This window comes from Metabacillus rhizolycopersici, assembly GCF_020075705.1.
Genome location: NZ_JAIQUM010000041.1, coordinates 12641 through 36851, shown reverse-complemented (window position 1 = coordinate 36851; position 24211 = coordinate 12641). Strand labels below are relative to the sequence as shown.

The 24211-nt window shown below is 39.0% G+C and carries 25 protein-coding genes and 1 riboswitch; of the genes, 20 read left to right on the top strand and 5 right to left on the bottom strand.

Annotation, left to right across the window (positions count from 1 at the left end; genetic code table 11):
* Positions 1-6: 6 nt before the first annotated feature.
* From paaB to paaX, 11 genes are all read left to right on the top strand, one after another.
* A complete protein-coding gene (gene paaB, locus K9V48_RS16975; RefSeq protein WP_224140214.1) occupies positions 7-366 on the top strand; it encodes a 1,2-phenylacetyl-CoA epoxidase subunit PaaB in 360 nt (119 codons plus the stop codon).
* Complete coding sequence (paaC, locus tag K9V48_RS16970; RefSeq protein WP_224140213.1) at positions 356-1159, top strand: 1,2-phenylacetyl-CoA epoxidase subunit PaaC; 804 nt, start codon at positions 356-358, stop codon at positions 1157-1159. Before paaB ends, paaC begins: the two co-directional genes overlap by 11 nt.
* A gap of 27 nt (positions 1160-1186) precedes the next feature.
* Positions 1187-1684 carry a 1,2-phenylacetyl-CoA epoxidase subunit PaaD gene (gene paaD, locus K9V48_RS16965; RefSeq protein WP_224140212.1) on the top strand — a complete coding sequence of 166 codons (498 nt, stop codon included), beginning with the start codon at positions 1187-1189 and terminating at the stop codon, positions 1682-1684.
* A gap of 18 nt (positions 1685-1702) precedes the next feature.
* The gene (locus K9V48_RS16960; RefSeq protein ID WP_111615796.1) at positions 1703-2005 is read left to right on the top strand and encodes an EthD family reductase; all 303 of its coding nucleotides are present in this window, start codon (positions 1703-1705) and stop codon (positions 2003-2005) included.
* Position 2006: 1 nt separating this feature from the next.
* Entirely contained in the window at positions 2007-2783 is a 777-nt protein-coding gene (locus tag K9V48_RS16955) for an enoyl-CoA hydratase/isomerase family protein (protein ID WP_224140211.1), read from the top strand.
* A gap of 11 nt (positions 2784-2794) precedes the next feature.
* Positions 2795-3568: an enoyl-CoA hydratase-related protein gene (locus tag K9V48_RS16950; protein WP_224140210.1), complete on the top strand. Its 774-nt coding sequence runs from the start codon at positions 2795-2797 to the stop codon at positions 3566-3568.
* A gap of 22 nt (positions 3569-3590) precedes the next feature.
* Positions 3591-5111 carry an aldehyde dehydrogenase family protein gene (locus tag K9V48_RS16945; protein ID WP_224140209.1) on the top strand — a complete coding sequence of 507 codons (1521 nt, stop codon included), beginning with the start codon at positions 3591-3593 and terminating at the stop codon, positions 5109-5111.
* Positions 5112-5263: 152 nt separating this feature from the next.
* Positions 5264-6136, top strand: coding sequence for a 3-hydroxyacyl-CoA dehydrogenase (locus K9V48_RS16940; protein WP_224140208.1), 873 nt, complete (start codon positions 5264-5266; stop codon positions 6134-6136).
* Positions 6133-7335 carry an acetyl-CoA C-acyltransferase gene (locus tag K9V48_RS16935; protein WP_224140207.1) on the top strand — a complete coding sequence of 401 codons (1203 nt, stop codon included), beginning with the start codon at positions 6133-6135 and terminating at the stop codon, positions 7333-7335. Before K9V48_RS16940 ends, K9V48_RS16935 begins: the two co-directional genes overlap by 4 nt.
* A 281-nt stretch (positions 7336-7616) precedes the next feature.
* Entirely contained in the window at positions 7617-8393 is a 777-nt protein-coding gene (locus K9V48_RS16930; protein ID WP_224140206.1) for an enoyl-CoA hydratase-related protein, read from the top strand.
* 88 nt (positions 8394-8481) lie between these two features.
* Positions 8482-9369 carry a phenylacetic acid degradation operon negative regulatory protein PaaX gene (gene paaX, locus K9V48_RS16925; protein WP_224140205.1) on the top strand — a complete coding sequence of 296 codons (888 nt, stop codon included), beginning with the start codon at positions 8482-8484 and terminating at the stop codon, positions 9367-9369.
* A gap of 186 nt (positions 9370-9555) precedes the next feature.
* Here paaX and K9V48_RS16920 read toward each other — a convergent pair whose 3' ends face one another.
* On the bottom strand, positions 9556-10068 hold the full coding sequence (locus tag K9V48_RS16920) for a gamma carbonic anhydrase family protein (protein ID WP_224140204.1): 513 nt from the start codon (positions 10066-10068) through the stop codon (positions 9556-9558).
* A gap of 82 nt (positions 10069-10150) precedes the next feature.
* Here K9V48_RS16920 and K9V48_RS16915 point away from each other — a divergent pair, with 82 nt between their 5' ends.
* Positions 10151-11113 carry an NAD(P)H-dependent flavin oxidoreductase gene (locus tag K9V48_RS16915; RefSeq protein WP_224140203.1) on the top strand — a complete coding sequence of 321 codons (963 nt, stop codon included), beginning with the start codon at positions 10151-10153 and terminating at the stop codon, positions 11111-11113.
* A 296-nt stretch (positions 11114-11409) separates the two neighbouring features.
* On the opposite strand, the gene K9V48_RS16910 is transcribed toward K9V48_RS16915, so the two are convergent.
* Positions 11410-12048, bottom strand: coding sequence for a lytic transglycosylase domain-containing protein (locus K9V48_RS16910; RefSeq protein ID WP_224140232.1), 639 nt, complete (start codon positions 12046-12048; stop codon positions 11410-11412).
* 11 nt (positions 12049-12059) lie between these two features.
* Entirely contained in the window at positions 12060-12644 is a 585-nt protein-coding gene (locus tag K9V48_RS16905) for a CYTH domain-containing protein (protein WP_224140202.1), read from the bottom strand.
* Positions 12645-12804: 160 nt separating this feature from the next.
* Here K9V48_RS16905 and K9V48_RS16900 point away from each other — a divergent pair, with 160 nt between their 5' ends.
* The 4 genes from K9V48_RS16900 to K9V48_RS16885 all read left to right on the top strand — a co-directional run bounded on the left by K9V48_RS16900 (position 12805) and on the right by K9V48_RS16885 (position 15746).
* On the top strand, positions 12805-13176 hold the full coding sequence (locus K9V48_RS16900) for a UPF0738 family protein (protein WP_224140201.1): 372 nt from the start codon (positions 12805-12807) through the stop codon (positions 13174-13176).
* A gap of 136 nt (positions 13177-13312) precedes the next feature.
* A complete protein-coding gene (gene yjbM / locus K9V48_RS16895; RefSeq protein ID WP_224140200.1) occupies positions 13313-13951 on the top strand; it encodes a GTP diphosphokinase in 639 nt (212 codons plus the stop codon).
* A gap of 67 nt (positions 13952-14018) precedes the next feature.
* Complete coding sequence (locus K9V48_RS16890; protein WP_111615811.1) at positions 14019-14828, top strand: NAD kinase; 810 nt, start codon at positions 14019-14021, stop codon at positions 14826-14828.
* Positions 14829-14840: 12 nt separating this feature from the next.
* Complete coding sequence (locus K9V48_RS16885; RefSeq protein WP_224140199.1) at positions 14841-15746, top strand: RluA family pseudouridine synthase; 906 nt, start codon at positions 14841-14843, stop codon at positions 15744-15746.
* Between the two features lie 170 nt (positions 15747-15916).
* Here the strand turns inward: K9V48_RS16885 and prpE are convergent, their stop codons facing one another.
* Both prpE and K9V48_RS16875 read right to left on the bottom strand, forming a co-directional pair.
* Positions 15917-16645: a bis(5'-nucleosyl)-tetraphosphatase PrpE gene (gene prpE, locus K9V48_RS16880; RefSeq protein WP_224140198.1), complete on the bottom strand. Its 729-nt coding sequence runs from the start codon at positions 16643-16645 to the stop codon at positions 15917-15919.
* Between the two features lie 232 nt (positions 16646-16877).
* A complete protein-coding gene (locus K9V48_RS16875; RefSeq protein WP_224140197.1) occupies positions 16878-18053 on the bottom strand; it encodes an FtsW/RodA/SpoVE family cell cycle protein in 1176 nt (391 codons plus the stop codon).
* A gap of 752 nt (positions 18054-18805) precedes the next feature.
* On the opposite strand from K9V48_RS16875, the gene mgtE reads away from it, so the two are divergent.
* The 4 genes from mgtE (at position 18806) to thiO (ending at position 24209) form a co-directional block, all read left to right on the top strand.
* Positions 18806-20173 (top strand): magnesium transporter, encoded by a 1368-nt coding sequence (gene mgtE / locus K9V48_RS16870; RefSeq protein WP_224140196.1) that lies wholly within the window; start codon positions 18806-18808, stop codon positions 20171-20173.
* Positions 20174-20258: 85 nt separating this feature from the next.
* Positions 20259-22112, top strand: coding sequence for a monovalent cation:proton antiporter family protein (locus K9V48_RS16865; protein WP_224140195.1), 1854 nt, complete (start codon positions 20259-20261; stop codon positions 22110-22112).
* A gap of 175 nt (positions 22113-22287) precedes the next feature.
* A riboswitch (TPP riboswitch) is annotated at positions 22288-22397 on the top strand.
* Between the two features lie 89 nt (positions 22398-22486).
* Entirely contained in the window at positions 22487-23107 is a 621-nt protein-coding gene (locus K9V48_RS16860; protein WP_224140194.1) for a thiamine phosphate synthase, read from the top strand.
* Positions 23091-24209 (top strand): glycine oxidase ThiO, encoded by a 1119-nt coding sequence (thiO, locus tag K9V48_RS16855; RefSeq protein WP_224140193.1) that lies wholly within the window; start codon positions 23091-23093, stop codon positions 24207-24209. The genes K9V48_RS16860 and thiO overlap by 17 nt, the downstream gene beginning before the upstream one ends.
* Positions 24210-24211: the final 2 nt, after the last annotated feature.

Here is a 24211-nt window from a genome sequence, read left to right as displayed (position 1 = left end):
AGCAGCATGGAAACTAGGCAAGAAACTTATTTTGAAGAATTCGAAGTCTTTAGCCGCAAGACACAAACTGCTCCGGTCCAATATCAATTTAACTTACTAGCGCCGAATGAAGATATTGCAATCATGATGGCGCAGGAAAACTTTATTCGACGCGAAGCAGTGGAGGATATCTGGGTTGTAAAGCGTCAGAATATACGTAAAATGACTTCGGAGGAAAAGAAAACGCTTCAACGATTGGATAATAAAGATTACCGCACAACAAAAGGATATGGCTATTTAAAGAAAAAGTGGCGGAAGTACGAACAAGAAATGCTTGATGAAAAGGAAATTATGTCTTGGGCAGGAGGCGTGAAAAATGGCAAATAACTCATCATTAGAGAATACCGTAATCAAGGAATTGCTATTCCAATTAGCGGACGATGATTTCATTCATTCATATCGTGGATCTGAATGGTTAGGTCTCGCTCCACATATCGAAGAAGACGTAGCATCTTCCTCGATTGCCCAAGATACAATGGGGCATGCAGCCATGTTCTATCAATTATTAGAAGAACTTGACGAAGGAAATGCTGATCAACTAGCTCATGACCGTCCAGCAAATGAAAGACGTAATGCGGTTATTTTGGAACTTGTTAATGGACCTGGCCACTATATGGAAGAACCAGAATATGATTGGGCTTTTGCAGTAGTGCGAAATTACTTTTATACCCAAGCTAAAATGATTAAAGTTCAATCTTTACAGTCAAGTTCATACAAGCCACTGGCTGAAGTTTCTGCAAAAGTGCAAATGGAACTTTACTATCATCTAATGCACTGGAAAACATGGTTTGTTCAACTGTTAGGATCAGGCCATGAAGAAGCTGTTTCTCGGATGAAAGCAGCAATTGACAAAACGTTGCCAGATTTCCAAGGTGTTTTCTCACTTGGGGAAAATGGAAGTGAAATTGTGGAACAGGGTTTGATTGAAAGCGAAGCGGCTTTGCTGAATAAGTGGAATCAGGCCGTTGCACCTGTATTAGAAAGCGTCGGGTTACAAGGAGCTGTTGAAGTAGGAATGGCTCAAGGTGACGGACGTAATGGGAAGCACACGGAGGATTTAGTGAAAGCGCTCGAAACTTTATGTGAAGTCTATGAAAGTGATAAAGCAGCTTCCTGGTAAAACTGGAGGAAAAGGGGGAGGGGGACTATGTCTACCGCATTGTTAACAACAGAAGACATTTATCAAATACTAGAAAACGTAAAAGATCCCGAAATCGATACAGTCAGTATTCTCGATTTAGGAATGGTAGAGAACGTGACGGTTTCTGGTCCGGAGGTTTCTGTGAAAATACTGCCTACCTTTCTAGGGTGTCCAGCACTTTCTATTATTCAGAAAAATGTGGAAACGACTATTAAACAGCTGTCAGGTGTTGAAGCTGTAAGTGTGGAATTTCTACGTTTTCCATCCTGGACTTCTGACCGGATCTCGGAAAAGGGGAAAGCGGGATTAAAGGCATTTGGAATTTCCCCTCCGCCAAGACAAATGAAAGAAGATGGATCGTGGCACGTAGATTGTCCGTATTGTGAATCAACATATGTCACGATGGAAAATATCTTCGGACCAACAGCATGTCGTAGTATTTTATATTGCAAATCATGTAAAAACCCATTTGAAGCAATGAAACCAATGATTAAATTTATATAAAATTTGGAGGGAATAATTATGGTAAAGCTAATAGCGTTATATAAACAACCGGAAAATAAAGAAGCATTTGATGAGCATTATTTCAATGTTCACGGTCCGATCACAGAAAAAATTCCAGGTCTTCAAAAAATGGAAGTGACGAAAATAGTTGGCACACCAATGGGGAAAGACTCTGACTATTACATTCTATGTGAAATGTATTATGAAACTCATGAAGCACTTCAGCAGGGTATGCGGTCCCCAGAAGGAAAAGCATCAGGAAAAGATTTAATGGGCTTTGCTGGGAATCTTGTAACGATGATGATTGGTGAGGAAGTGTAAGATGGGAATGTTTCAATATATTGAAACATCGATTGAAGATAACATCGGTTTTATCTTTTTAAATCGCCCTAAACAGTTGAACGCGCTAAACCGGACGATGGTCGCTGAAATTGTTTCGGCAGTGGATGCATTCGACCGTGATACCGAAGTGAAAGTAATCCTATTATCTGGTCATGGAAAAGCATTTTCAGCTGGGGCAGATATCGATGAGATGAGCAATGACAATCCCGTAAGTTTAGAATTGTTAAATCAATTTGCTGATTGGGACCGCTTAAGTCTAGTTAAAAAGCCTATTATCGGTGCAGTCAAAAGCTTTGTATTTGGCGGTGGATTTGAACTTGCTTTATCATGCGATCTACTTATCGCGGCGCATGATACCCAGTTTTCCTTTCCAGAGGTAACACTTGGAGTTATGCCTGGCGCTGGTGGAACACAAAGACTGACGAAACTGGTAGGAAAAACAAAAGCCCTTGAATGGATTTTGACTTCCGAAAGAATCAATGCACAAACAGCTTTAAACTATGGCATTATTAATAAAATTGTCGCCCCTGAACTATTGATGGAAGAAGCCATCGACTTTGCCAAAAAGATTGCAGTACAGCCTCCTTTAGCTGTCAGAATGATCAAAGACTCTGTTAATAAGGCAGTAGATTACAGCTTATATGAAGGAATGCAGTATGAACGTAAGAATTTCTACATACTTTTCGCTTCAGAAGATCAAAAGGAAGGAATGAAAGCGTTTGTAGAAAAACGAAAGCCTAATTTTACAGGCAGATAAGGAGTTATGCAATGTACGAAACAATCACTTTTCGGATTGAAAACGGGGTGGCTTGGCTCAGTTTAAACCGACCAGATAAACTAAATGCTTTTACATCACAAATGAATAAAGAGATCCAACAGGCTATTAAAAAGTCGGCAAGTTCAGATGAAGTTCGTGCGATTGTCATTACTGGAGAAGGCAGGGCCTTTTGTTCAGGGCAGGATTTAGCGGATGTGGATGAAAGCATGAATTTAGGACAAATACTCCGTGATCAATACGGTCCGATGATGAAGCAGATCGCATCCTGTGAAAAGCCAATTATTGCGGCAGTAAATGGTGTGGCTGCAGGGGCAGGATTCAGTTTGGCATTAGCATGTGATTTCCGACTTGTATCTGAAAAGGCTAGTTTTTTAAATGCTTTTGTCAATATTGGGCTGATACCTGACTCGGGGAATCTGTATTATCTTTCACGGATTGTTGGCCACGCTAAAGCATTGGAACTATCTGTGTTTGGCGAAAAAGTACCTGCCGACATGGCGGAAAAAATGGGTCTCGCCACAAAAGTAATTGGTGTGGAGGATTGGAACGAGCAAGTGACAGCCTTTGCTGAGAATATTGCAAACAGGCCAACGAAAGCGATTGGCTTAATCAAAAGATATTTAGAGGCCTCCTACCATCTTTCCTTAGAAGAATATTTGGAAGTAGAAGCGGAAGGTCAAAGGATTGCTGGATTAACAAAAGATCATATTGAAGGTGTTACAGCGTTTGTAGAAAAACGAAAAGCTCAATTTATTGGGAACTAACATAAAAAGGGAGTGGAATGACATGGTAAAAGTACAAGAAGCAAAAACATTTGAAAAGGCAGAAATTAAGCGTGATTATTACCACTTAGTGATCAATGGTGAAAGAGTTGAAAGTTCAAATGGAGCGACGATTGATGCTTACAACCCTGCCACTGGAGAAATTATTGCCAAGGTTGCAAAGGCTACACAAGCAGATGCAGAAATAGCGGTACAAGCGGCACGTGAAGCATTTGATAACGGAAAATGGAAAAGAACGCCGATCAATAAACGCTCTCGTGTTTTAAATAAAATTGCAGCGATTATGCGTTCCCGTTTTAATGAATTAGTAGAATTAGAAGTATTAAACAGCGGTAAATCCATTACAGCTGCACAAGGTCAAGTTATGCAAGCTGTTGAAGTTTTTGAATTTTATGCAGGTGCGATTATCAGTCATCGTGGCTCAGTAAATAATATGGCAGGTCAATTCCAAAACTATACAGAAAAAGAACCACTAGGGGTTTGTGCACAAATTATTCCTTGGAACTATCCAATGATGATGGCAGCGTGGAAAATTGCACCGGCCATCGCGGTTGGTTGTTCTGTTATCGTGAAGCCAGCTTCGTTAACTCCGTTGACTGCTATTGTTTTAGGAGAAATCTGTATTGAAGCTGGAGTTCCTGCTGGTGTTGTTAATATTACTCCTGGTTCTGGATCAGAAGTTGGTAATTATCTAGTTGAACATCCGAAAGTAAATAAAGTAGCATTCACAGGTTCTACGCCAATTGGTAAAGATATCATGGGAAAAGCTTCTGAAACGTTAAAGCGTGTAACCTTGGAGCTAGGCGGGAAATCTCCGAATATCGTATTCGAGGATGCTGATATTGAAGCGGCTGTAGATGGTTCCGTATTCGGTATTTTCTATAATACAGGACAATCTTGTGAAGCGAGATCACGATTATACGTACATGAGGATATCTATGACGAATTTGTTACTAGATTCGTAGAAAAAACAAAGAAGCTTAAATTAGGCAATCCGTTAGAGAAAGAAACACATGTTGGGGCAGTTATTGATCAGGGTCAACTAGATGTTGTTGAGAGCTATGTTCAATCAGCTATTGCTGATGGAGCTGAAATCTTAGCAGGTGGAAAGCCAGCAATAGTTGAAGGATTCGAAGGCGGATATTGGTATGAGCCGACGATCATTGCTAATGTAAATCATGAGATGAAAGTAGTAAAAGAAGAAATCTTTGGGCCAGTTGTCGTGATCATGAAGTTCAAAGATGAAAAAGAGGCAATTAGACTAGCAAATGACACTGAGTTCGGTCTTGGTTCCGCTCTTTGGACGAAAGATGGCGGTCGTGCAACTCGTGTGGCTAACCAAATCGAAGCAGGAATTGTCATGGTAAACTGCCCATTCTCGGCTTTCCCAGGAACACCATTCGGTGGTTATAAACAATCAGGATTCGGACGAGAGCTTTGTATTGAGACGTTAGATCTTTATACAGAAACGAAAAGTATCATTTCTTATTATGGAAGTCGTCCACTAAATCCATTCGGCATTTAATACGGTATCACCCTCTGTTGGGATTTAACTAGGAAAAAAAGAGATTGAATTAGGGCTGGCTAAAAAATATTTCAGAAACGTTATTCGGTTTATCTGGATGATAGTCTGAAATAATCGCAGCCAGCCTCTATTTTTTGGAAGGAGAATGTTAGATGATTACAAATTTAGTAGTCGTAGGCTCTGGAGTAATGGGCAGAGGGATTGCCTATGTTGCAGCAACTGGAAATTTTGATGTAACATTAGTAGATGTGAACCCATCTGCATTAGAAAGTGCGAAAAAAGAGATTGAGAGAGTCTTTGAAAAAGGTGTAAGCTATAATAAAATTACCATTGATGAAGCGAATGCAGCAAAAAGTAAATTATTCTATTCTTCCAATTTAGAAGATGCAGCTTCACAAGCAGATTTAATCATCGAAGCTGTTCCAGAGCAGGCAGAAATTAAGAAAGCTGTTTTTGAAACAATCGAAAAACATGCGCAAGCTCACTGCTATTTTGCTACGAATACTTCCACTATGAGTCCCACTGAAATTGGTTCCTATGGGAAGCGACCTGAACAAACGATTGCCATGCATTTCTTCAATCCTGTACAGAAAATGCCACTAGTCGAAATTGTCCGTGGCTTGGAAACGAGTGATGAAACAGCAACAGCTATTAAAGCGGTTGCTGAGAAAATGGGAAAAGAGACAGTGGTTATTAATGAGTTCCCAGGTTTTGTAACGAGTCGTATTAGTTGCCTAGTTGGAAATGAAGCGTTTTATATGCTCCAAGAAGGGCTTGGAACACCTGAAGAAATTGATAAAGCAATCAAGCTTGGGTTGAATTATCCAATGGGGCCATTTGAATTGGTGGATTTAGTAGGACTTGATGCCCGTTTAAATAATTTACGTTACTTACATGAAAAGCTTGGTGAGAAATATCGTCCGGCTCCACTTCTTGAACAGTATGTAAAAGCGGGAAGGCTTGGTCGTAAATCTGGTAAAGGTGTATACGACTATACAAAAATGGGAGAGTTGGTGAAAAAATGAGGGACGTTGTGATTGTTGATGCAGTGAGAACACCTATTGGGAAATATAAAGGAGCTTTAAAAAGTGTACGTCCAGATGATCTTGGAGCGATTGTAATTAAAGCGCTAACAGAGCGGAATCCTGGGCTACCACCGGAGCAAATTGAAGATGTCATCTTCGGTAATGCGAATCAGGCTGGAGAGGATAACCGAGATGTGGCAAGAATGTCAGCACTTTTGGCAGGACTTCCGGTGGACGTAGCTGGAACAACGATTAATCGTTTGTGCGGTTCAGGACTAGATGCGGTGATGTATGCAGCACGATCGATCGCTGTAGGGGAAGGCGATATTTACATCGCTGGGGGAACGGAAAGTATGACAAGAGCGCCATATGTCATGGCAAAACCTGAGATTGACTTCCCACGGGGGTCGATGGAGCTTCAGGATACAACAATCGGGTGGCGATTTACGAATAAAAAGCTAGAAGAGATGCATGGAACAGATTCCATGCCGAAGACAGCTGAAAATGTCGCACAGCGCTTCTCAATTTCACGGGAAGATCAGGATCAGTTTGCTCTTCAAAGTCAGCAACGGGCAAAAAAGGCAATGGAATCTAATCGTTTTGCGGAAGAAATCGTACCAGTTCGTTTCCATGATCGCAAAGGTAACGAAGTTGTTATCGATCAAGACGAGCATCCACGTCCTGATACAACGATTGAAAAACTTGCGAAACTTCGTCCAATTTTTGAAGGAGGCACAGTTACAGCAGGTAACGCATCAGGTGTAAATGATGGTGCATCCGCTTTGCTATTAATGAGTGCGGATAAAGCAAAAGAACTTGGGTTAAAGCCACTTGCAAAATATGTGGTTGGAGCAGTTGCTGGTCTCGAGCCGGCTGTTATGGGCCTCGGTCCAATTTACGCTACGAGGAAAGCGCTTGATCGGGCAAACTTATCAGTAAATGATCTCGGTCTTATCGAATTAAATGAAGCTTTTGCATCACAGGCATTAGAGTGTGTGCGACAGCTTGAGCTTGAACAGGATAAGGTAAATGTAAATGGCGGTGCAATTGCATTCGGGCATCCATTAGGTGCAAGCGGAGCGCGTATTTTGACAACGCTTTTATATGAGATGAAAAAACAAAATGTGCAATATGGATTAGCGACAATGTGTGTAGGTGTCGGTCAGGGGATAGCCGCCATTATTGAAAATATAGATTAAGAACGAAAGAGGCTGCCTCAAATACGAGAAAAGGCCTCTATTTTAAAAGATAAGAGTATAAATTTTTTGACTTAGTTTTTGTGTCCAGCGCAAGCGTCCGTCCCCGAAGCACAGGACGTGCAAGTGCAGTCAATGCGACAGGACGTCGCGTTCTTGACTGCCTCTTGGGTCTAAGCCACTCAGGAATTGAAGGCAAAGAACACCTTCTATTCCTGAGCGTCTTATTTGCCCGAGGCTGAACAAGGCGCTTGCGCATTTCTTAAAAAAGAGAGGGATTGTTCATGAAAAACGTCTTATTTGAAGTGAAAGATCATATCGGATATGTAACAGTAAACCGCCCGGACGTATTGAATTGTTTTAACTATGATACACTTCGCGAGCTGCAGGTGGCTGTTGATTCTATACATGTAGATCCTGAGGTACGCGTCGTTATTTTTACAGGAGCAGGTCAAAAAGCATTTAGCGCCGGTGCAGATTTAAAAGAAAGAAAGACATTGAATGAAGCGGAAGTAAGACGAAATGTGAAAGCGATTCGGGATGTTTTTAACAGTATCGCAGCCTTACCACAACCGACAATCGCAGCTGTTAACGGTTACGCGCTGGGGGGAGGTTTTGAATGGCTATTATCGTGCGACTTTGCAATTGCAGCAGCGGGTGTATCAATGGGGTTGACTGAAACAAGCTGGGCGATTATTCCAGGTGCAGGTGGGACACAGCGTCTGCCGCGGCTGATTGGTGAAATGAAGGCCAAAGAATTAATTTTCACGGCGAAAAAAATCTCATCTCAGGAAGCGCTCGATCTTGGGATTGTATTAAAAGTAGTGCCACGAGAAGAGCTTTCTGATGTATGTAAACAATTTGCTGACAGTATGATGAAAAATGGACCTGTAGCGTTAAAACAGGCGAAATATGCGATCGTACAGGGAATGAATACGGATTTACAGACAGGGCTTGCGATTGAAGCGAAGGCTTATGAGCTGACGATTCCAACAGAAGATCGGATCGAGGCTCTCAATGCGTTTAGTGAAAAGAGAAATCCTAAATTTTCAGGAAGATAATAATACGCTTCCAAAATATGATATAATAGATTATATACGTTGTGTTCAAAAAGTGTAATAATAGGGAAAACAGAAAGAGTGAAGTAGTATGGGTGCAAACACACAATCGATGATTTTCACCATTTATGGCGATTATATACGTAATTATGGAAACAAAATATGGATTGGCAGCTTGATTCGATTATTGAAAGAGTTTGGGCATAATGAACAGGGCGTTCGGGTCGCTATCTCTCGGATGGTGAAGCAAGGCTGGATTCAGTCGGAGAAGCAGGGAAATAAAAGTTATTACTTTTTGACTGACCGAGGAGTTAACCGGATAGAAGAAGCTGCAAACCGGATTTATAAAATGAACCCTAGTGAATGGGATGGGAAATGGCGTATTTTAATGTATACGATTCCGGAAGAAAAAAGACAAATTCGTGATGAACTTCGTCAAGAGCTTTTATGGAGTGGATTTGGAAGCTTCTCCAATTCGTGCTGGATTTCGCCGAACAATCTTGAAAAAGAAGTGAAGCTTTTAATTGAAAAGTACGATATAAGTGAGTACGTTGATTTCTTCGTATCGGATTATATAGGACCGAAAGATAATCAATCACTTATGGAAAAAAGCTGGCCACTTGAAGAAATCAAGAGTAAGTATGAAGAGTTCATTTCTAAATATAGTAAGCAATTTATTGTCCATCAAAGTGTGATAAGCAGGGGAGAAATGTCCGACTCAGAGTGTTTTGTGGAAAGAACGAAACTAATTCACGAATACCGAAAATTTTTGTTTATTGACCCAGGCCTGCCAAAGGAACTTTTGCCGCCAATGTGGAGTGGAGACCATGCTACGTTGTTGTTCAGTCAATATTATAAAATTCTAGCTGAACCAGCCAGCCGTTTTTTTGAAGATGTCTTTCAAAAGGATAATGATTTACGTAGAAAAGATAAATCATATGATGCGAATGATCATTTCTTGATAATTAAATCAAAATAGTAAAGCTGCCGCAAAAGTCAACGAATGTAGGACTTTTCCAGGCAGCTTTATTGGTTTTGATGAAAGTCTCGCATTAAAAAGATTAGGATAGGACAAAAAATGTTTTAAAGCGGGCTAGTTCCACCCGTAATTGAAGCAGGGCTAGTAGTTATAACAAAAAATCCAGTTATGTAACTCTGAAACTACTTATTTAAGGATTTCTTTAAATTCTCGACCTTTTTGTACATAAGAATCAATGGATAGGCGAATTAATTCTAGGTCCTTATCTGTTAACTCTCGGACCACTTTTCCTGGCGAACCAACGACTAGAGAACGAGGGGGGATCTTTTTGCCAGATGGGATCAGTGTATTCGCACCAATAATGCATTCTTCACCGATTTCGGCATTATCCAAAATGGTCGAGCCCATGCCGATAATTGAGCGTTTTCCGACTTTGCAGCCATGCAAAATGACGTTGTGTCCGACCGTGACCTCGTCTTCTATAACGACAGGACATCCACCGTATAAGTGAATGGTAGCGTTATCTTGGATGCTGCATCTTGCACCAATGGCAATCGAATCATCATCCCCCCGTAAAACAGCATTAAACCAGATTGTAGATTCTTCTTTTATCGTAATATCACCAATTATGTGAGCCCCAGGTGCTACGAAAACCGATTCATGGATGGAAGGGGTTACACCATTGTAAGGAATAATCATATCATTCTCTCCTTTTTTAAAATATCAGAATTGTCTTTCTATTAATAATAGTATAACATAAATTCCATAGGGGGTTTTAAAAATGAAACATATATGTGAACTTTTATCTATTCAATATCCAATCATCCAGGGGGGGATGGGGAATATTAGCAATGCACAGCTTGCGGCTGCTGTTTCAAATGCTGGAGGTCTAGGTACTATAGGATGTGGTACGATGACTCCTGCTCAGGTTGAAGCTATTATTCTTGAAACAAAGGCAAAAACAAAAAACAGTTTTGCCGTGAATATACCAATTAATGTTAGTCCTTATACAGAAGAAATGATCAGTCTTGTATTAAAACATGAAATACCAGTCGTGTCATTATCGGCGGGCAATCCGGCTCCATTTATTCCGCTTTTGCAAGAAAATAACGTAAAAGTAATTGTGATTGTCGCGTCTGTCAAACATGCGCAAAAGGCAGAGGCACAAGGAGCCGATGTGTTGGTGGCAGAGGGGTTCGAAGCTGCAGGCATTAATTCAAATATGGAATTAACTACATTTACGCTCATCCCACAAATTAGTCGCCATGTCACAATTCCGGTTGTGGCCGCAGGGGGGATTGGAGATGGTAATGGTTTGGCTGCGGCTTTAATGCTCGGAGCAGTGGGAGTACAGTTAGGCACCCGCTTGATTGCAACGAAAGAAGCACCATTCCATTCATCTTATAAACAAAGGCTTCTGGATGCTGCAGATAACGAAACAATTATTTTGGGAAGATCGATCGGACAAGTTAGACGCGTATTAAAAGCACCATATGCCGATCGCATAATTGAATTGGAACAAAGCGGACTGGTTCCTGAGCAATATAGTAAAATGACATCTGAGGATTATCATATTAATGGTGCGATCCAAGGAGATACTGAAAATGGTTTCATGAATAGCGGTCAGGTAGCCGGACTCATTGACCATATTCCAACAGTGAAAGAACTGCTCGAAGGCATGATAAAAGATGCTCGAACCCAAATGGAAGATCGATTAAACGGCTTTACTGTGACAGTAGGATAAAGTTGAAATACGCAAACAGAGATAGCCATTTTTTCGCTAATGAACTAACGCCACTTACCATTCTGTGAAAACATCTACTATGACAGTGATTGTTAGATAGAAACTGCACTTTTTTTAAGATAAGAGGGAGTATAAGTTTTTATACTTAGTTTTGCTGTCTAGCGCAAGCAGCCTAGCCCCTCGAGGTCATAAGCCAATCAGGAATTGAAGGTAAAAAACACCTTCTATTCCTGATCGTCTTATGCTTGTCGGAGCTGAACAAGGCGCTTCCGCTTTTCTTAGTCATCAACGACTGGCTAAACAGTGAAAGTAGAGGTGATTTTTCGTACATAATTTCGTGTTTCTTTAAATGGAGGGATCCCACCATATTTATCAACGTTTCCAGGACCAGCGTTGTAAGCAGCTAAAGCTAATGAAACATCACCATCATAACGCGTTAGCATCTGCTTTAAATATTTTGTTCCACCTTCTACGTTTTGAACGGGGTCATAAGGATCAAGAACGCCGAGTGAGCGAGCTGTTGCTGGCATTAATTGCATGAGGCCCATTGCACCAGCTGGGCTTTTAGCAGTTGATTTAAAACCAGATTCTTGTTGGATGACTGCTCGAATCAGCTTTTCATCAATTCCATACTTTTCGGCAGTTTTCACAATAATTTCATCTATGCTTCCAGATTGGATAGGAGATGATTCGCCTTTGGTCGATGACAAGCCGACGAATGAAGACGGGGTTGCTTGCATATTTGAAAAGGAGTTTATGTTCATCGGAACGATAGACTCTTTCGGTTCATTGCCAACAGATGATGAACTTAAAAAGGATTGCAAGAGCTCTTCAAAGTCTGTTTCAAAATTGGAAGATTGTCCTGTAACTTTTTTATTGTCAAAGTTGCGTAAGGCTTGTAGCTCTAATAACGTTTTATAATAGTGCATTTTTATATCCAGAATTCTTACCCCATTTCCTCATATTTTTGCTCATAAAAACGGCGAACCTTATTTTTAGTATGACGGATTGGAATATCGAGTTCGTTTAATAATGTTTGGAAATCCATTTTCCCTTCGACTTCGTTCTGCACCTCATATTCAAGCTCATAATCTTCTACCGTTAAATAGTTACTATGGTCGAGAACAAGTAAACCATTTCGGTATTTTTTTTCCGCTCGAATTGTCGCAAGTGTTCCGAAATAGGTCATCTTATTAGCGTCTACACCTAAATGGAAAAGACGTTCGACAATTTGTCCTTTTACTAGCTTTCCTGTTTTGATCATTTCAGAAGCGACTTCCTCTGTGATCATTTGATGTGTTTCTAATAAACCAACTTTTGCCGGTTCCTTTAATGTCATAACAAAGTGCTCTAGTTTTTTTCTGATTCGAAGTGCAGCTTCAAGTTCTTTTAAAGAAAATTGAGGTGTATCAAAATAATGGTTTTCTTGCAAAATAAATTCATTATCTTCTATTTGAAATGCAGCTTTTATTTTTAAAAATTCAGCTTCGGTAAGTAAATTTTTAAATTCAATTTCAATTTCTTGTGACATGTTTAAAATCCCCTTATCTAACCTGTAGTAATTTGTATAGGTTTCAATGCTTTCAATGCTCTTTCCTTATTATCTCTTGAATTAAAACAACTCGCAATGTTATCATGTGACTTTTTAATATGGTAAAATAATCATGAATGTGCAATGGGAGGAGAAACATATGAATACACGAATTGAACTAACAGAAGCAACAATTGAAAATAATAGGTTAATCCTACAGTCCGCTTCCTTATCAATAGAGGCAGAACAATTAAAGGCAAAGGGACAAATGCTCGCTGATTCTGATCAATTGGCTTTCATTTATATTTTAGAATCACCCGATGAGTTTGTCTATGCTGGATTACCTCATACGATTTGGACAAAATTAAAAGAAGCAAAAGAGAAAGATCTACCTGTGATCTTACAAATAAACGAAAATGAAATAGAATTGACTGATATTGTTCCTGAGCTTAATTATCTTTTGGAAAATATCAAGGGGAATGCGAATTATGGAGAGGAAATGGAGAACAAGGTAGTCGAGTTGTTTTTCTAATACTTGACCATTAAGGTGACAAGGGAGAGAAAATGGGCTAGGTATGTACTTGGTTTTCGTATCACTTGCCCAAGGCTAAACGAGGAACTTTCGCTTTTATAGAATGACTTTAAGCGGTTTCTTAAGGGGGATTTTTATGCAAAATAATGAACAATGGAAGTTATTTTTGGCTCCATATAAACAGGCGGTAGAGGAGCTAAAAGTAAAGCTGCGAGGAATTAGAACACAATATGAACTGCAACATTCGAATTCGCCAATTGAATTTGTCACTGGCCGTGTAAAACCACTAGCGAGTATTCTAGATAAAGCGAAACGCAAAGGAATTCCGTTGGAGGATTTGGAAGTCGGTATGCAGGATATAGCTGGAATTCGAATGATGTGTCAGTTTGTGGATGATATAAAAGTAGTTGTAAATATGCTCAAAAATAGAAATGATTTAGAAATTATCGAAGAACGTGATTATATTACGAATAAAAAGGAAAGTGGTTATCGTTCTTATCATATTGTCGCTAAATATCCGGTCCAAACGGTAGAGGGTGAAAAGAAACTACTCGTGGAAATTCAAATTCGAACATTATCGATGAACTTTTGGGCGACGATTGAGCATTCAATAAATTATAAATATGGCGGGAATATTCCTGATGAGATAAAAATTCGGTTAAAACGTGCTGCCGAAGCGGCATATTCTCTAGATGAAGAAATGTCTCAAATTAGAGGAGAGGTTCAAGAGGCCCAAGCGATCTTCTCGCGAAAAACAGAAAATAAGGGTACATAATTACGGGCGCGATACGTAAAGTTCAGTTTGCATGAAAAGAATATTATTGATAAGGGGGTAAAAGTGTATGAAGTTTGCCATTTCATCCAAGGGTGATCCAGTTTCAAACTCTATTTTGCAAAGAATGAAAACCTATTTATTAGATTTTCAATTAGAATATGATGAAGATCGTCCAGATATTGTTATATCTGTTGGTGGGGATGGGACTCTGTTATATGCATTTCATCGTTACCGGAGCAGACTTGATAAGACTGCTTTTATTGGCGTACATACAGGACATCTTGGTTTTTATGCAGATTGGGTACCTGATGAAATTGAAAAGCTTGTCATCGCGATTGCGAAAACACCTTACCAAGTTGTGGAATATCCTATTTTAGAGGTTATTATCCGTCATAATGATGGTGGACGAGAAGCAAGATATTTAGCCTTAAATGAATGTACTGTAAAGAGTATTGAAGGTACCCTCGTCATGGATGTTGAAATTAAGGGGCAAAAATTTGAAACGTTCCGTGGCGATGGTTTATGTATGTCTACACCTTCAGGAAGTACAGCCTATAATAAAGCATTAGGGGGAGCGATTCTACACCCTTCAATAAGGGCTATTCAGTTGACTGAACTAGCTTCAATAAATAATCGCGTATTTCGAACGATAGGGTCACCGCTAATATTACCGGAACATCATACATGTATGTTAAAGCCTGTTAACGACGTCGATTTCCAAGTCACCATTGATCATTTAACACTTTTGCATAAGGATGTTAAATCGATTCAGTATCGAGTTGCGAATGAAAATGTAAGATTTGCTCGATTTAAACCTTTTCCTTTTTGGAAAAGAGTACGAGACTCCTTCGTTGGCGATATAGGGAGTGAAAGGTAAGTAGGTTTTTTTATGAAAACATTTCAACTACAGTGGATCATTTCAAAGAAGGATGTAGGCAAGCTTGTCTTTGATTATGTGAAGGAAAAGAAAATTTCTAAGCGAGCTTTAACGGATATAAAATTTAATGGAGGGGATATTTTAGTGAATTCTCAGCATGTAACTGTTCGTTACTGTTTAAAGGAGAATGATATCCTCACCGTTATTTTTCCTCAGGAAGTAAGGGGAACAAGCCTTGTGGCTGATGATGTTCCATTTGAGATTGTTTACGAGGATGATCATTGTTTAGTGATCAATAAACCACCCTTTATTCCTTCAATCCCATCTCGTGAACATGAAAAAGGTACGTTAGCGAATGGATTAATAAAATATTATCAACAAAAGCAAATTCCATCTACTATTCATATCGTGAATCGGTTAGATAAAGATACATCAGGATTAATGCTCGTAGCAAAGCATCGGTTTGCACACTCTTTATTTTCTGAACAGCAAAAGAAAAAGGAAATTCATCGTACATATGAAGCGATTGTTCATGGTGTTATTGATCAATCAGTTGGGGTAATTGAGAAACCAATTGGACGTAAAAATGACAGTATTATCGAGCGGGAGATTTGTGAAGATGGTCAAGAAGCAATCACGCATTATCAAGTTCTTCATACCTATCAAAATAAATCTTATCTTAAGCTAGTTCTTGAAACTGGGAGAACGCATCAAATTCGTGTCCATCTTTCTTCAATTGGTCATCCCCTCTGTGGTGATACATTGTACGGTGGAGACATAGCTGAAATTAGAAGACAAGCACTTCACAGCTCACAGCTTTCATTTTGGCATCCTTTGTTAGAAAAGGATTTCCATTTTAAATCAGAGTTGCCTGACGATATGAAAAATCTAGTAAACGAGAACCCACTTACGAAATAAGTGGGTTCTTCGGGTTTGGGAAGCTATAAAATTCTTGTACTGTGGATAAGCTCACGACAGCAAGCGTAAGCGCTGTTGCCCCGAAGCACAGGACGTGCAAAGAGTGCAGTCAAATGCCACAAGGACGTCGCGTTCTTGACTGCCTCTTAGGTTTACAGCCACTTTTGTTTCTATCTAAATCTCGATTCATCATAAGGAAGTGAAGAATCAACGGAGATAAGCTGATCTTCCGGATAACGAAATGCCGTCAGTTTGTTCCCGAATACTGCCCCTGTGTCAATATTAATCGTTCGCTTCGTTCGCCGAGGCTCTTTTACTGGGGTGTGTCCATAAACGATTAGTGCATTTCCATGGTAATGCTGAGCCCAATCTCGACGTTCAGGAGTTCCATCCGGGTTCTTTTTACCTGTAATATCGCCGTATAAAACAAAGGTTTTTACTGCATTACTTGTTTTTCCAATATACTCTTCACGAATCCCTGCATGTGCGACAATTAAGTTTCCTTTATCAAGTACTTGATAAAGAGGTGATGATTCATAAAGCCAAATAAACTGCTTTTTAACCTCTTCTTGTTTAGGACGAGAAAGTGTTTCATATTCTGCGACTGTGGTTTCAAGACCGTGTGAAATTTGAACATTATTTCCAAGAAAATAACGATAAAGCTTATTACAATGATTTCCAGGTGAGTAAAAAGCTTTCCCCTCCTTAACCAAATGAAAAACTACTTCAATTACTTTTAGTGATGAAGGTCCACGATCCGTTAAATCTCCTACAAATGAAAGTTTTCTATTTTCGGGATGAACAGGAATCCCTGATGACCAATCATACCCAAGTTTCTCCGTTAATGATTCAAATTCATTAAAACATCCATGTATGTCACCAATAATATCGATTTTCATTGACTCACCTCTTCTTTGCGGATAAGAACAAAAGCGTAAGCGCCTTGATCAGCCTAAGGCAGGCATAAGACGCGCATGAATAGAAGGCGTACTTTGCCTTCAATTCATGCGTGGCTTATGATCCCGAGGGGCTAGGCGCTTATGCTTGCTGTCGTGCGCTTATCCACAGTACAAGAATTTTATAGTACGCTAAACAACGAAAAAGGCACCCATTATATAGGGTACCTTTTTTTCAATCAAACATGTATTTTCTTGTCCGTGATCGTACATTAAGGACGATGCCAATCGCAACCATATACGTAGCGAGCGAGCTTCCACCGTAACTCACAAATGGTAATGGGAGACCGGTGATTGGAAGAAGACCGATTGTCATTCCGATGTTTTGGAATACTTGGAACGTAATCATGCCCATTATACCTGTACATAAGTAGCTTCCAAATGGATCATTGCTTTCTAGTGAAATATGAATCATTCGATAAATCAGCAAAAAGAAGAGTGAAACGACGATACTTCCTCCGATAAATCCAAATTGTTCGGCGATAATCGAGAAGATAAAGTCAGTATGTGCCTCAGGTAAATAGACCTCAAGGTTTTCATAGCCTTTCCCACCTAGTTCACCTGAGCCAATCGCAAGTAAGGATTTTACAAGTTGGAAGCCTTGATCACCAGCATATTCAAATGGGTTTAACCAACCATAAAATCGGCTGAGCTGATATTCTTCTCCTCGTAAGATATACGTAAGAAAAAAATCAGGGAATTTAATAAAGATAAACAAGCCTGTTCCAATCACAACAAGCGCTGAAATAGCAGCGGGTAAAATAATCCGCCATTTAATACCAGAAATTAAAACGAGTGAGGCAATGATTGCACAAACGACCATTGTCATCCCCATATCTGGTTGTCTTACTAAAAGTAGAACAGGTGGTGCTGCGGTTGCAGCTAGTTTCCCAAGTAAAAGAAAATCATCTGTTACAGTATTATTTGGGTATTTTTCACGATGGTCAGTAATAACTTTACTCAGTACGATAATCAAAATGATTTTCATCAATTCCGAAGGCTGAAAGTTACCTAAAGGTCCAAGTCGATACCAACTAGTTGCTCCTTTAATTGTTTGAACAATTCCTTCAGGTAGAATTTCTAAACCAAGTAACAGCAGTAATCCAAATCCATACAAATACCAGGAAAGCTGTTTTAAACGATCGTAATCAATAAGCATTGTAATAATAACAGCAACCGTACCAATAATATACCATTGTACTTGTTTCAGAGAAAAATTAATGCCCTGCAAAACAGGAGGCAAAGTTGCTTCTGCACTGTTAATCGCAATTGTACTGACAAGCGCTAATAAAAACATAATAAAGATTAGCGTATAATCTATTTGTTGTTGAGGGGATTTTTCAGTTGTCATAGTCGATCCCTTTCTATTTTTTAAGCTTGAAAATAACGTTATTGTCATTGTATCATTAACCATCTTAATTGATTGTGAACGATTTGCAAAGAATACTTTATTATAGCTTTGATTTTGAAAATTTTTAATCCCATTCTTTATGAGTTTTAGAACAACTTCCTGAAAGAGGCAAGGGAATCAAAGAAGATAGGGCAGGGATAAACGGACCAAAAGGCCCGCATCATAAAGGTTTAAATTGTTTATTGTATTAAACCACTGACTTCATATAAACTATTATAGTAATTATACTTAGTAGTGCAAATGTAAAGGTCAACTACCCACCACTTAGCTAACGCTTGAAGTGGGGCTTTTAAAAAGTCCTAGTTGTCTAGCCTAAGTCCTTCGAGGACTACACGTTATCCTTCATATAGAAACATACGGATGATTCCCTCGTCTGTAGCTCTTTCGTGGCTCTCTAAACAGTTCTGATGGGAAGGAACGGTGAACCACAATACGAAGGTTTGGATAACATTGGCGAAGGGAAAACACTCCTAATAAGGAGGAACACTTTATACTAGTGTTCAAAATCTGCAGGCTAACACCTGACTGAAATTCATCCCCTCCCTACTCATTGGGCTATGCCCTTCCCATTCCTTGAGGAAGAGGACTTCTTTCGGAAAATAAGTTAAATAAAAAGGCTAAGCTCTATTTTACACTAATTATATGCTTAATAAATAAACAAATTATTACATTTTGAGAGAGGAGGGCTTGAAATGTCAGATGAAAGAGAAAAAGTTGAACTTGAAGAAGGAGCTTTACTTACTTCATTATCAAGTCAAAATATAGACGAATTTCGCGATGTCTTTTTAGAGCAGCATCCTTATGATCAAGCAAAGTTCTTTGTTAAGTTAGAAGAGCAGGACCGTTTTACAGTCTACCATTATCTCTCTCCTGGAGAAATGGCCTCTGTTTTTGAAAATATTGAGGATGAGAATGATCAATACGAAGTGTATTTGTCTGAGATGGAACCGACATTTGCAGCACAAATGCTCGCACAAATGTATGCCGATGATGCGGTTGATGTATTAAATGAGCTAGATAAAGACCAAGTAGCTAGTTATTTAACGATTATGGATGATGAAGCTGCTGAGGAAATCAGAGAGCTGCTCCATTATGATGAATATACGGCGGGAAGTATCATGACAACGGAGTTTATTTCCATTCATGCGAATCAGACCGTCCATTCCGCAATGCAGATCTTAAAAAATGAAGCGCCTAATGCAGAAACCATTTATTACATATACGTCATTGATGAAGACAAAAAGCTTGTTGGTGTTATCTCGCTAAGGGATTTAATCATTAATGAACCAGATACAATGATAACTGAAGTGATGAATGAACGTGTATATTCCGTAAGTGTAGCGGAAGATCAAGAAGAGGTTGCCCGCCAAATGAAGGACTATAATTTCTTAGCACTACCTGTTATAGATTTCAGGGGTCACTTACTGGGCATTATTACAGTAGATGATATCGTTGACGTTATCGATGAAGAAGCTAGTGATGATTACTCTAAGCTTGCAGCGATATCAGATGTGGATTCAAATGATGGTGGACCGTTTTCTGCTGCAAAAAAAAGACTTCCGTGGCTAATCATTCTTTTATTTTTAGGAATGTTTACAGCTAGTCTAATTGGAAGATTTGAGGAGACACTAGATAAAGTAGCCATTTTAGCCGTTTTTATTCCATTAATAGCGGGGATGGCTGGTAATACTGGCACACAGGCTTTAGCTGTAGCTGTTAGAAGAATTGCAGTCGGTAATGCAGAAGAGCATAGTACGTTTAGGATGATTCTTACGGAAGCTGGAACCGGTCTGATTACTGGAACAATCTGTGGAATTCTTGTGACGTTGGTCGTGTTTGTCTGGCAAGGAGATATCTTTTTAGGAATATTAGTTGGGATTTCAATTTTAGCAACTTTAACAGTTGCAACGATTGCAGGAGCCTTTATTCCGCTCGTTATGCATCGGTTAAAAGTCGATCCTGCAGTCGCCTCAGGCCCTTTCATAACAACAATAAATGATATTATAAGCATTTTGATTTATTTTGGAATGGCGACATTATTTATGCAATACTTAATTTGAATTCAATGATCGTTTTCTTTCAACTGTTCAAAGCTCAACGCAAGAATGAACATATATAGACAACTCTATATTAAATGGGAGGGATATGATGCATGGAGCATCTGTGATTTCATTAGTAATCGTTATTCTTGCTGCGTTTCTAACACCTATTTTATTACATCGTTTAAAAATGAATTTTATGCCTGTCGTCGTGGCAGAAATTATTGTTGGTTTAATTATTGGGAAAAGTGGGTTTGATCTAGTTTCACAGGATACGTGGCTTGAAACGCTGTCGATGCTAGGATTTATTTTCTTAATGTTTTTAAGTGGCCTTGAAATTGATTTTTCTGCTTTTGCTGGAGGTAAGAAGAAGGAAAAGCTCCCTTCAGGTAAAGATGCACCGAATACTTTTATGGTATCTTCTATCATTTTTGCTGGGATCTTTGTCCTTTCCTTATTGCTTTCATATCTCTTTGTATTGGTTGGTTTAATAGACAATGCGTTTTTAATGACGCTTATTATTTCTACGATTTCTCTCGGGGTCGTGGTACCTACTTTAAAAGACGCGCAAATCATGAAAACGAACATTGGACAGATTATTCTCCTTGTAGCTGTTATTGCTGATTTAGTTACAATGGTTTTACTTGCTGTCTTTGCATCGATTTATGGTAATGGCGACAGCAATACGTGGTTATTATTAATTCTTTTTGGTGCTGGAGTTGTTTTCTTTTTTATTGGGAAAGTGTTCAAACATCGATCGTTTATAGAAACAATGTCAAAGGGAACAATCCAATTAGACATGCGCGCGATTTTCACACTTATCATGGTTTTGGTAGCTATTTCTGAAACAATTGGTGCCGAAAACATCCTTGGTGCCTTCTTAGCAGGTGTACTTGTCTCACTTTTATCACCGAATAAGGAAATGGTCCATAAGCTTGATTCGTTCGGTTATGGATTCCTAATTCCGATTTTCTTTGTCATGGTTGGCGTAGACCTTGACATATGGGCATTATTTGAGGATCCAAATATTTTATTATTAATTCCTTTACTATTGATTGCCTTATTAATTTCGAAAATTATTCCGATCCTTTATTTAAAACGCTGGTATGATATGAAAACGACACTTGCATCAGGTTTCCTATTAACCTCAACACTTTCATTAGTGATTGCAGCAGCAACGGTAGGGGAACGAATGGAGATTATTACTTCAGAGGTGTCGGGGGCACTCATTTTAGTGGCTGTTATCACGAGTATAGTGACGCCGATTTTCTTTAAAAAGCTGTTTCCAAAGCACAAAAACGTACATAAAAAAATGAAGGTTGCATTTATCGGTGCAAATCAACTGTCATTACCTGTTACAAGGGAGCTTAATCCAGACCTTTATGAAACAACAATCTTCCATACACAGCAAGATAAAATTGATAAACAAATAGCTGAATCATTGTTTGAAATTAAAGAAATCAATGATTTTCGGGTTGAAACTTTAAAGGAACAACATGCGTTTGATGTGGATTTAATTGTTGTTGCAACAGGTGATGAAGAAAGAAATGCAGAAATTTCCTTATTTGCAAAAGAAGAGCAGGTGAATCGAATCATTGCAAGTGTTGCTTCACCTGAATGGGGTGCAAAACTGAAGGAAAATGACATTGATGTTTTTTCGACATTGCTATCGACAAAAACGATGCTACGTGCACTAATTGAAGCACCAGGTGTTATGAAGATCTTAACAAATCAAGAAACAATGCTTTACCAAATAAACTTTAATAATGCAAAATACGATCAAATTTTGTTACGTAATTTTCCGTTCACTGGAGATGTTATTTTCGTTCGAATCTTTAGAGGAAAGGATTCAATTGTGCCCCATGGAGACACTGATCTGAAGCTTGGTGATCGCTTAATTGTTACAGGATCAAGAGAGTATGTGAATGAACTAAAACAAGAGCTTGAGCTACGATCGTAGATTAACGGTTAGTAAACCCTGACTTTAAGTCTTTGGGGAGAATAAGACTTGAAGTCAGGAATAAACCGCTCGTAGAGGCTAAAGTAGGTCTCACTTATTTTAGTATCGTGAAAGAAAAAAATTATCCTTGAAAGATTCAAAACATTTGGTATTATAAGTATAAGTAAATAATATTGATAACCGCTAGGGGTGCCCTCATAAAAGGGCTGAGATTAAAGTGTTTCTTTAAGACCCTTATAACCTGATCTGGCTTATACCAGCGTAGGGAAGTGGGTTCGGCATATATAGACTATGCATGTAACCACTTTCTTACTAAGGAAAGTGGTTTTTTGTATTAACAAAGAAATTACAAGAAAAATGAATAGGTGAAAAAATTGGAGATTCATATCATTACTGATGGAAAACAGCCAGTGGGAGAATTAACAAAACGAATTTTAATGATTCATGAAGAAGCAGATTATATTCATATTCGTGAAAAAAAGAAATCAGCTTCAGAGATAATGGAGATTGTCTCGATCTTAATAAGCAATGGTGTTTCAAAAAGTAAACTTGTAATCAATGATCGACTTGATGTAGCACTAGTAAATCAATTACCAAATATCCACTTACCAGGACATAGCTTTTCAGTAGGAAAAGTGAGGGAGTTGGAACCTTCATTAAGGATTGGTCGTTCTGTCCATTCATTGTCAGAAGCACTTGAAAGTGAAAAAGATGGGGCAGATTATCTCTTGTTTGGTCATGTTTTTGAAACGAATTCAAAAGCAAACTTAACACCACGGGGAATAAAACAGTTAGCTGAAATATGTCAAAGTGTCCAGATTCCAGTGATTGCAATCGGTGGAATCGTCCCTAATACGATTTCGAAACTACCGGGTGTGAATGTGAGCGGAATTGCGGTTATGTCATATGTGATTGCAAGTGAAGACCCACATCATGCTTTACTCGAAATAAAAGATAGTTTAAGTAAGGGGGGATTTGATGAAAAAACATTTTGATGTTGGAATTATTGGTGGAGGTATTATTGGCCAATCGATTGCCTATCACCTAGCAAAAGAAGGTGTTTCTGTCCTTGTCTTAGAAAGTCATAAAATTGGGACAGGTGCAACAAGTGCTGCAGCTGGTATGCTTGGTGCAAATTCAGAGCTTGAAAACAATGATGCATTCTTTCAGTTTGCGAAGGAAAGTCAACGATCCTATCATATTTTGCGAGATGAACTTTCAGAATTATCTAACATAAATATTCAACTCGTCGATAATGGCATGTATAAGCTAGCGATGACAGAAACAGAAGCTGAGTCTTTAAAAGCAGTCGTGAAGAAACATGAAACGGTGGAGTGGCATCCAAAAGAGGTGGTACTAGAGAGAGAACCGACTCTATCATCATTGATTAAAGGTGCACTTTACATTCCTGAGGATGGGCATGTATCACCCACACATGTATGTGCGGCATTTTCTAAATCTGCTAGTTTACTAGGAGCAACAATTCTAGAACATACACCTGTCCATTCCATTACGAAAACAGCTACGAACGAGTACGAATTATCAACTCCGGTTACTGATTTTATCTGTAATCATGTCGTTGTTGCGAATGGGGTTTGGAGTGGATACTTTTTTAAGCAATTAGGCATAAATGCTGGTATGAAGCCTGTAAAGGGAGAATGTCTCTCTGTTAAAAGCAATGAGATAAACCTGGAACGAACGATTTTCTATGATCATTGTTATATCGTACCAAAAGGTGATGGCAGGTTCGTCATCGGTGCGACTATGGTTGAAGATGATTGGAATATAGTGCCTACAATCGGTGGAATTCAGTCATTAATTGATAAAATAAAGCCAATCATGCCTAGCATTTCGTCCGCGCAGTTAATTGATACATGGGCTGGATTAAGGCCACAATCTGATGATGGAAGACCTTATATTGGCCAGCATCCAGAAGGTGAAAAGATTTATTTTGCAACAGGTCATTATCGCAATGGAATCCTCTTAGCACCGAGAACTGGGATGATGGTTAGGGATCTCATTTTAAATAAGCAACAAAATGAAGACTATATGAACGCATTTTCGCTTACACGAAAACATGCACAGACCATGAGGTGATA

Coding starts and splice junctions, on each gene's coding strand:
- paaB (WP_224140214.1), top strand. CDS start 7: ATGGAAACTAGGCAAGAAACTTATTTTGAAGAATTCGAAGTCTTTAGC.
- paaC (WP_224140213.1), top strand. CDS start 356: ATGGCAAATAACTCATCATTAGAGAATACCGTAATCAAGGAATTGCTA.
- paaD (WP_224140212.1), top strand. CDS start 1,187: ATGTCTACCGCATTGTTAACAACAGAAGACATTTATCAAATACTAGAA.
- K9V48_RS16960 (WP_111615796.1), top strand. CDS start 1,703: ATGGTAAAGCTAATAGCGTTATATAAACAACCGGAAAATAAAGAAGCA.
- K9V48_RS16955 (WP_224140211.1), top strand. CDS start 2,007: ATGGGAATGTTTCAATATATTGAAACATCGATTGAAGATAACATCGGT.
- K9V48_RS16950 (WP_224140210.1), top strand. CDS start 2,795: ATGTACGAAACAATCACTTTTCGGATTGAAAACGGGGTGGCTTGGCTC.
- K9V48_RS16945 (WP_224140209.1), top strand. CDS start 3,591: ATGGTAAAAGTACAAGAAGCAAAAACATTTGAAAAGGCAGAAATTAAG.
- K9V48_RS16940 (WP_224140208.1), top strand. CDS start 5,264: ATGATTACAAATTTAGTAGTCGTAGGCTCTGGAGTAATGGGCAGAGGG.
- K9V48_RS16935 (WP_224140207.1), top strand. CDS start 6,133: ATGAGGGACGTTGTGATTGTTGATGCAGTGAGAACACCTATTGGGAAA.
- K9V48_RS16930 (WP_224140206.1), top strand. CDS start 7,617: ATGAAAAACGTCTTATTTGAAGTGAAAGATCATATCGGATATGTAACA.
- paaX (WP_224140205.1), top strand. CDS start 8,482: ATGGGTGCAAACACACAATCGATGATTTTCACCATTTATGGCGATTAT.
- K9V48_RS16920 (WP_224140204.1), bottom strand. CDS start 10,068: ATGATTATTCCTTACAATGGTGTAACCCCTTCCATCCATGAATCGGTT.
- K9V48_RS16915 (WP_224140203.1), top strand. CDS start 10,151: ATGAAACATATATGTGAACTTTTATCTATTCAATATCCAATCATCCAG.
- K9V48_RS16905 (WP_224140202.1), bottom strand. CDS start 12,644: ATGTCACAAGAAATTGAAATTGAATTTAAAAATTTACTTACCGAAGCT.
- K9V48_RS16900 (WP_224140201.1), top strand. CDS start 12,805: ATGAATACACGAATTGAACTAACAGAAGCAACAATTGAAAATAATAGG.
- yjbM (WP_224140200.1), top strand. CDS start 13,313: ATGCAAAATAATGAACAATGGAAGTTATTTTTGGCTCCATATAAACAG.
- K9V48_RS16890 (WP_111615811.1), top strand. CDS start 14,019: ATGAAGTTTGCCATTTCATCCAAGGGTGATCCAGTTTCAAACTCTATT.
- K9V48_RS16885 (WP_224140199.1), top strand. CDS start 14,841: ATGAAAACATTTCAACTACAGTGGATCATTTCAAAGAAGGATGTAGGC.
- prpE (WP_224140198.1), bottom strand. CDS start 16,645: ATGAAAATCGATATTATTGGTGACATACATGGATGTTTTAATGAATTT.
- K9V48_RS16875 (WP_224140197.1), bottom strand. CDS start 18,053: ATGACAACTGAAAAATCCCCTCAACAACAAATAGATTATACGCTAATC.
- mgtE (WP_224140196.1), top strand. CDS start 18,806: ATGTCAGATGAAAGAGAAAAAGTTGAACTTGAAGAAGGAGCTTTACTT.
- K9V48_RS16865 (WP_224140195.1), top strand. CDS start 20,259: ATGATGCATGGAGCATCTGTGATTTCATTAGTAATCGTTATTCTTGCT.
- thiO (WP_224140193.1), top strand. CDS start 23,091: ATGAAAAAACATTTTGATGTTGGAATTATTGGTGGAGGTATTATTGGC.